At 67.8% G+C, this 7,239-nt stretch carries 8 protein-coding genes and 1 pseudogene; 8 read left to right on the plus strand and 1 reads right to left on the minus strand.

The annotated features are described in order from the left end of the window. Positions 1-16 precede the first annotated feature (16 nt). Both A9W95_RS00615 and A9W95_RS00620 read left to right on the plus strand, forming a co-directional pair. Entirely contained in the window at positions 17-955 is a 939-nt protein-coding gene (locus A9W95_RS00615) for a sulfotransferase domain-containing protein (protein WP_371328006.1), read from the plus strand. A 113-nt stretch (positions 956-1,068) separates the two neighbouring features. Beyond that, positions 1,069-1,491, plus strand: coding sequence for a cellulose-binding domain-containing protein (locus A9W95_RS00620; RefSeq protein ID WP_067408703.1), 423 nt, complete (start codon positions 1,069-1,071; stop codon positions 1,489-1,491). A gap of 16 nt (positions 1,492-1,507) precedes the next feature. On the opposite strand, the gene A9W95_RS00625 is transcribed toward A9W95_RS00620, so the two are convergent. After that, positions 1,508-2,185: a class I SAM-dependent methyltransferase gene (locus A9W95_RS00625; RefSeq protein ID WP_067408715.1), complete on the minus strand. Its 678-nt coding sequence runs from the start codon at positions 2,183-2,185 to the stop codon at positions 1,508-1,510. Between the two features lie 150 nt (positions 2,186-2,335). Between A9W95_RS00625 and pyrR the strand changes: the two genes are divergently transcribed. From pyrR to carB, 6 genes and pseudogenes are all read left to right on the plus strand, one after another. Beyond that, positions 2,336-2,893 (plus strand): bifunctional pyr operon transcriptional regulator/uracil phosphoribosyltransferase PyrR, encoded by a 558-nt coding sequence (gene pyrR, locus A9W95_RS00630; protein WP_067408705.1) that lies wholly within the window; start codon positions 2,336-2,338, stop codon positions 2,891-2,893. Further along, on the plus strand, positions 2,890-3,846 hold the full coding sequence (locus A9W95_RS00635; RefSeq protein WP_067408707.1) for an aspartate carbamoyltransferase catalytic subunit: 957 nt from the start codon (positions 2,890-2,892) through the stop codon (positions 3,844-3,846). Before pyrR ends, A9W95_RS00635 begins: the two co-directional genes overlap by 4 nt. Continuing rightward, the gene (locus tag A9W95_RS00640) at positions 3,843-5,135 is read left to right on the plus strand and encodes a dihydroorotase (protein WP_067408709.1); all 1,293 of its coding nucleotides are present in this window, start codon (positions 3,843-3,845) and stop codon (positions 5,133-5,135) included. The genes A9W95_RS00635 and A9W95_RS00640 overlap by 4 nt, the downstream gene beginning before the upstream one ends. Beyond that, complete coding sequence (locus tag A9W95_RS00645; RefSeq protein ID WP_067408711.1) at positions 5,132-5,641, plus strand: transporter; 510 nt, start codon at positions 5,132-5,134, stop codon at positions 5,639-5,641. The genes A9W95_RS00640 and A9W95_RS00645 overlap by 4 nt, the downstream gene beginning before the upstream one ends. Continuing rightward, positions 5,638-6,765 (plus strand): glutamine-hydrolyzing carbamoyl-phosphate synthase small subunit, encoded by a 1,128-nt coding sequence (gene carA, locus A9W95_RS00650; protein ID WP_156745929.1) that lies wholly within the window; start codon positions 5,638-5,640, stop codon positions 6,763-6,765. Before A9W95_RS00645 ends, carA begins: the two co-directional genes overlap by 4 nt. A gap of 31 nt (positions 6,766-6,796) precedes the next feature. Beyond that, positions 6,797-7,239: pseudogene (carB, locus tag A9W95_RS00655) on the plus strand (carbamoyl phosphate synthase large subunit); the annotation flags it as partial.

Here is a 7,239-nt window from a genome sequence, read left to right on the forward strand (position 1 = left end):
CAACCACGGCGAGACCATCGACAACGGCCCGGGCAAGTCTGGCCCGTCGAAGATCAGCAACGACACCAGGCGCTGGGTCCAGGTCACGCCGCATTTGGACGGCGCCGAGATGACGATGTCGCCGTCGCGCAACTGCAGCGCATCCCAGCGCCTGGTGTCGTTGCTGATCTTCGACGGGCCAGACTTGCCCGGGCCGTTGTCGATGGTCTCGCCGTGGTTGGACCGGACGGTCCGGCCGATCGAGGACGTGGTCGCCACGCTCGACGCCCAGCGCCACCGCCGGTTCATCAAGACGCACACGCCGCTGGACGGGCTGGTGCTCGACGACCGCGTCACCTACATCGGCGTCGGCCGCGACCCGCGCGACGCCGCGATGTCGGAATTGGCGCAGTGGGACAACATGAACCACGCGGCTTTGAACCGTGCGCTGCAAGCCGCGGACGCACCACGTGACCGCACCCCGCACGAGGCGTTCCGGGACTGGTTGGAGGGGCCGATCGTCCCGCCGGACCGGCCGGGCTTTGCGCCGCCGGCCAAGCACATGGGCTCGTTGTCGAACATCCTGCACCACTTCTGGACGGTCTGGACGCGACGCCACCAACCCAATGTGGCGATGTTCCACTATCTGGACTTGCAGACCGACCTGGTGGGCGAGCTGGTTCGGCTGGGCCAGGCTCTTGGCTACGACGTCAGCCGAGAACGCGCCGCCGAGCTTGCCCGCCACGCCGGCCTCGACGAAATGCGCGCTCACGCATCGGATTTGGCGCCGGAATCCACCGAGGGGATCTGGCGCAGCAACGAGCGGTTCTTCCGGGCCGGCAGTCGCGGCGACTGGCGACACTTCTTCGACGAGGTGGTGTATCGGCGCTATTACGACCGGATCAACCAGCTCGCCCCGCCCGACTTGCTGGCTTGGGCGCACGAGGGACGTCGGGGCTGCGACCCTAGCGGCTGACACCGGGCGTGGGTTCAGCCGGGAATCTCAACACGGTTTCGGTTGCGCAAAGTTCCCGCAGCTAACCGGGCTGCGGGAGGTCATAGCGGCCGGTCAACTTTAGTGTTGCTGCTATGGCCGGACTGAAAAGGCACGTGAAGCGCTGCCGGACAGCGCTTCACGTCATCGTATCGGCATTGCTGGTTGCCGTCCTGGGACTCGCCGTCGCCCCGGCGGCTCATGCGGCGGCGGCCACCTTGTCGGTGACGTCGACGTGGCAGACCGGCTTCATCGCCAACTTCAGCATCACTAATGCGAGTTTGGCGCCGATGTCCGATTGGCGGCTTGAATTCGACATGCCGCCGGGACAAGGCGTCCTGCACACGTGGAACAGCACCGTCAGCCAATCAGGGACGCACTTTGTCATCGCCCCCGCGAACTGGAACCGCGTCATAGCGCCGGGCGGTTCGGCCACCGGTGGTTTCCGAGGTGTGCTCTCCGGTACTTACTCGCCACCCTCGAACTGCGTTCTCAACCGGCAAGTTGCATGCGGGTAGTGGGCCGCCAGGGGTGTCAGCGCTGCGGCTCGTCCGCGTCGCCTGCGACGCGCTGAGCGCGTAAGTACCAGAACGACATCTCAACCTCGTTCCCGTCCATCTCACGGTGCGACGTGCTGGGCTCCAGCGAGGTGATATGCCAGCCGGCCTCACCTAGCACCTCGCGCAGCGTCTGTTCCGACACCGCCGGCCGCGGCCACTGTTCGTCGGCCAGATTGGCATCGGAGAAACAGCTGAGCAGCAGGGTGGCGTCCGGCCTGGTAGCGCGGTGCACGGCCGCGGCGTAGCTGCGCTTGCCGTCGTCGTCGAGGCAATGGAACATGCCGCTGTCGATCACGGTGTCGAAGGCGTCGGTGTAGCCGTCGAGCTTGGTGGAGTCGGCGACCGCGAAGGTCACCTCCACCCCAGCGTCGTGGGCGCGCTGCCGCGCGGTGGCTAGCGCGGTCGGCGAGATGTCGAGCCCGGTCACCCGGTAGCCGTTCTTGGCCAGGTAGATGGCGTTGTCGCCCAGCCCGCAGCCGATGTCGAGGACGTCCCCGTGGATCAGGCCCTCGGCCATCCAGGCGACGACGTTCTCTTTGGGTTGCTTGGTGTCCCATGGTGGCGTCTGCACCGCCGGAAGACCCTCGCCGGGACTTTCGCCGCGGTAGAGGGCATCGAAGTCAATGCGGCGTGAAGAACTCGGACCCGTCATTTGGGCCAGGGTAGACCCGATTGCGGCACCTCCGGAACGGCGCACGCGACCCGATTCGTCGCCGTCGAGCAAGTCAGTGCTAGGCTGCCCGGCAGTCGACATCCTTTAACGACCCGTCCAGAGAGGCGGAGAAGGAGGTCAAGCTCTCGCATGGGTGCTGCACCCCGAGAATTGATGTCAGCGGCCGACGTGGGTCGGACCATTTCCCGCATGGCACATCAGATCATCGAAAAGACCGCGCTGGACGGTGCCGACGCGCCGCGCGTGGTGTTGCTGGGGATCCCGACCCGCGGTGTCCTGCTGGCCGATCGGCTGGCCGCCCACATCGGCGAATTCAGCGGAGTCGCGGTCGACCATGGCGCACTGGACATCACGCTGTACCGCGACGACCTGATGATCAAGCCGCCGCGGCCACTGGCGGCCACGTCGATCCCCGCCGGCGGCATCGACGACGCGCTGGTGATCCTGGTCGACGACGTGCTCTACTCGGGCCGCTCGGTGCGCTCGGCGCTGGACGCGCTGCGCGACGTGGGCCGGCCCCGCGCGGTGCAGCTGGCCGTGCTGGTCGACCGGGGCCACCGCGAGCTTCCGGTGCGCGCCGACTACGTCGGCAAGAACGTCCCGACCTCCCGCACCGAAAGCGTGCACGTGCAGCTCAGTGAGCACGACGGCCGCGACGGCGTCGTGATCTCCCGGGACGCCTCATGAGCAGGCATTTACTCGCCGCCGGCGATCTGACCCGCGACGACGCCACCGCAATCCTCGACGACGCCGACCGCTTCGCCGAAGCATTGGTGGGTCGCGAGATCAAGAAGCTCCCGACACTGCGCGGTCGCACCATCGTCACGATGTTCTACGAAAATTCGACCCGCACCCGGGTGTCGTTCGAGGTCGCCGGCAAGTGGATGAGCGCCGACGTGATCAACGTCAGTGCGGCGGGGTCGTCGGTGGGCAAGGGCGAATCGCTGCGCGACACCGCGCTGACGCTGCGGGCGGCCGGTGCCGACGCGCTGATCGTCCGCCACCCCGCCTCCGGCGCCGCCCACCTGCTCGCCGAATGGACCGCCACCACCGACGGTGGCCCGTGTGTGATCAACGCCGGCGACGGCACCCACGAGCACCCCACCCAAGCGCTGCTGGATGCGCTGACCATCCGCCAACGGCTCGGTGGCATCGAAGGCCGACGCATCGTGATCGTCGGCGACATCCTGCACAGCCGGGTCGCGCGCTCCAATGTCATGTTGCTCGACACGCTGGGCGCGGAGGTGGTGCTGGTGGCGCCACCGACACTGCTACCCGTCGGCGTGGAGGGCTGGCCGGTGACCGTCTCAGGAGACTTCGACGCCGAACTGCCCGCCGCCGACGCCGTACTGATGCTGCGGGTACAGGCCGAGCGGATGAACGGCGGCTTTTTCCCGTCGGTGCGCGAATACTCCACCCGATACGGGCTTTCCGCGCGCCGTCAGGCGATGCTGCCCGGGCATGCCGTGGTGTTGCACCCGGGCCCGATGCTGCGCGGCATGGAGATCTCCTCCTCGGTGGCCGACTCGTCGCAATCAGCGGTGCTGCAACAGGTCTCCAACGGCGTGCACGTGCGGATGGCCGTGCTGTTCCATGTCCTGGTGGGGACCGAGTCGGCCGGAAAAGAGGGGGCGGCATGAGCGTGCTGCTACGCGGGGTGCGGCGCTACGGGGAGGGCGAGCCGGTCGATGTACTCATCGATGACGGCCAGATCGCCGACATCGGCCCGCAGCTGGCCATCCCGGAACTGGCCGACGTCATCGACGCCACCGGCCAGGTGCTGTTGCCCGGCTTCGTCGACCTGCACACCCATCTGCGCGAGCCCGGCCGCGAATACGCCGAAGACATCGAAACCGGTTCGGCCGCAGCGGCTTTAGGCGGGTACACCGCGGTGTTCGCGATGGCCAACACCAACCCCGTCGCCGACACGCCGGTGGTGACTGACCACGTCTGGCACCGCGGCCAGCAGGTCGGCTTGGTCGACGTGCATCCCGTCGGTGCGGTCACCGTCGGCCTGGCCGGGGTGGAGCTGACCGAGATGGGCATGATGAATGCCGGCGCCGCCCAGGTGCGGATGTTTTCGGATGACGGCATCTGCGTGCACGACCCGCTGGTGATGCGCCGCGCGCTGGAGTACGCCACCGGTCTGGGTGTGCTGATCGCCCAGCACGCCGAAGAGCCCCGGCTGACCGTCGGCGCCGTCGCGCACGAGGGGCCGACCGCCGCGCGGCTGGGACTGGCCGGCTGGCCCCGGGCCGCCGAGGAGTCCATCGTCGCCCGCGACGCATTGCTGGCCCGCGACGCCGGCGCGCGGGTGCACATCTGTCACGCCTCCACCGCCGGCACCGTCGAGATCGTCAGATGGGCCAAGGAGCAGGGCATTTCGATCACCGCCGAGGTGACGCCGCATCACCTGCTGCTGGACGACAGCAGACTGGCCAGTTACGACGGGGCCAACCGGGTCAACCCGCCGCTGCGGGAGGCCGCCGATGCGGTCGCGTTGCGTCAGGCGCTGGCCGACGGGGTAATCGACTGCGTGGCCACCGATCACGCCCCGCATGCCGAACACGAGAAGTGCGTGGAGTTCTCCGCCGCCCGCCCCGGCATGCTGGGCCTGCAGACGGCGTTGTCGGTGGTGGTCCAGACCATGGTGAAACCCGGGCTGCTGACCTGGCGCGACGTCGCCCGCGTGATGAGCGAGAACCCCGCGCGCATCGTCGGCCTGCCCGACCAGGGCCGCCCGTTGGAAGTGGGTGAGCCGGCCAACCTCACCGTCGTCGATCCCGATGCCACCTGGACCGTCGCCGGGTCAGACCTGGCCAGCCGGTCGGCCAACACTCCTTATGAGTCGATGACGCTGCCCGCGACTGTCACCGCAACGCTGTTGCGCGGCAAGGTCACCGCTCGCGACGGAAAGAGCCCCGCATGAACTCAGGCACACTGGTGGGGTCGCTGATCTTCGCGGCGATCGTGGTGATCGCCATCGCGGTGGTGATCCAGCTGATGATGCGCGGTTGGCGGCGCCGCGGTGAGCGGCAGGTGGAACTGATCGGCACGCTGCCCCCTTTCCCCGACGTCGTGGGCGGGGCGTTGGGCACCAGCCGCGGCCTCTATGTCGGCTCCACGTTGGCGCCGGCGTGGAACGAGCGGGTCACCGCGGGCGATCTCGGCTACCGCAGCAAGGCCGTGCTCACCCGCTACCCCGAGGGCATCTTGATGGAACGCATTCGCGCGCAACCTATTTGGATACCGCAGGAGTCGATCACCGCCATCCGTACCGAACGGGGCATCGCCGGCAAGGTGGGTCCTCGCAACGGCATCCTGGCGATCCGGTGGCGGTTGCCCGCCGGTGTCGAGATCGACACGGGGTTTCGCGCCAACAATCGCAGCGAATACGAAGAGTGGCTGGACGGCCAGCCGGAGGGAGTCGCGTGACAGACCACAACCGGGCGCTACTGGTGCTCGAAGATGGCCGCATCTTCACCGGGACGCCGTTCGGCGCCGTCGGTCAAACGCTGGGTGAGGCCGTCTTCAGCACCGGCATGTCCGGCTACCAGGAGACGCTGACCGATCCCAGTTACCACCGCCAGATCGTGGTGGCCACCGCCCCGCAGATCGGCAACACCGGCTGGAACGGTGAGGACGCCGAAAGCCGCGGCGACAAGATCTGGGTCGCCGGCTACGCGGTGCGCGACCCGTCGCCGCAACCCTCCAACTGGCGCGCCAGCGGCACCCTGGAAGACGAACTGATCCGCCAGCACATCGTCGGCATCGCCGGTATCGACACACGGGCCGTGGTCCGCCATCTGCGCAGCCGGGGCTCGATGAAGGCCGGGGTGTTCTCCGGTCCGGCCTTGGCCGATCCCGACGACCTGGTGCAGCGGGTCCGGTCCCAAGAATCGATGCTGGGCGCCGACCTCGCCGGTGAAGTCAGCACGCCAGACCTCTACGTGGTGGAACCCGATGGGCCGCAACGGTTCAACGTGGTCGCGTTGGATCTGGGCATCAAGACCAACACGCCACGAAATTTCGCGCGGCGCGGGATCCGCAGTCATGTGCTGCCCGCCTCGGCCGGCTTCGACCAGATCGCCGACATCAAGCCGGACGGTGTCTTCCTGTCCAACGGGCCCGGCGACCCCGCCACCGCCGACCACGTGGTCGCGTTGACCCAAGAGGTCTTGGGTGCCGGAATCCCGCTGTTCGGCATCTGTTTCGGCAATCAGATCCTGGGCCGGGCACTGGGCCTGTCGACCTACAAGATGGTCTTCGGTCATCGTGGGATCAACATCCCGGTTATGGACCATGCCACAGGCCGGGTCGCGGTCACCTCGCAGAACCACGGTTTCGCATTGGAAGGCGAGGCCGGTCAGTCTTTCGACACGCCGTTCGGAACGGCGGTGGTCAGTCACACCTGCGCCAACGACGGTGTCGTCGAGGGCGTGACACTCAAAGACGGGCGGGCGTTTTCGGTGCAGTACCACCCCGAGGCCGCCGCGGGGCCGCACGACGCCGAGTATCTGTTCGACCAGTTCATCGACCTGATGGAGGGGCAGCGGTGAGCGCGCACCGCGCCCAGGAAGGGGACCGCTAGTGCCGCGTCGCACCGACTTGCGCCACGTACTGGTGATCGGCTCGGGACCGATCGTCATCGGGCAGGCGGCCGAATTCGACTACTCCGGCACCCAGGCCTGCCGGGTGTTGCGCGCCGAAGGTCTGCAGGTCAGCCTGATCAACTCCAACCCGGCGACCATCATGACCGACCCGGAGTTCGCCGACTTCACCTACGTCGAACCGATCACCCCTGCCTTCGTCGAACGGGTGATTGCCCAACAAGCTGAGCGCGGCAACAAGATCGATGCCCTGCTCGCCACGCTCGGCGGCCAGACCGCGCTGAACACCGCGGTCGCACTGCACGAGAACGGGGCGCTGGAGCGCTACGACGTCGAGCTGATCGGCGCGGACATCGACGCGATCCAGCGCGGCGAGGACCGGCAGATGTTCAAGGACATCGTCGCCAAGGTCGGCGGTGAATC

It is taken from the genome of Mycobacterium sp. 1423905.2, from assembly GCF_001673155.1.
In the GTDB taxonomy this organism is placed as follows: Bacteria; Actinomycetota; Actinomycetes; order Mycobacteriales; family Mycobacteriaceae; genus Mycobacterium.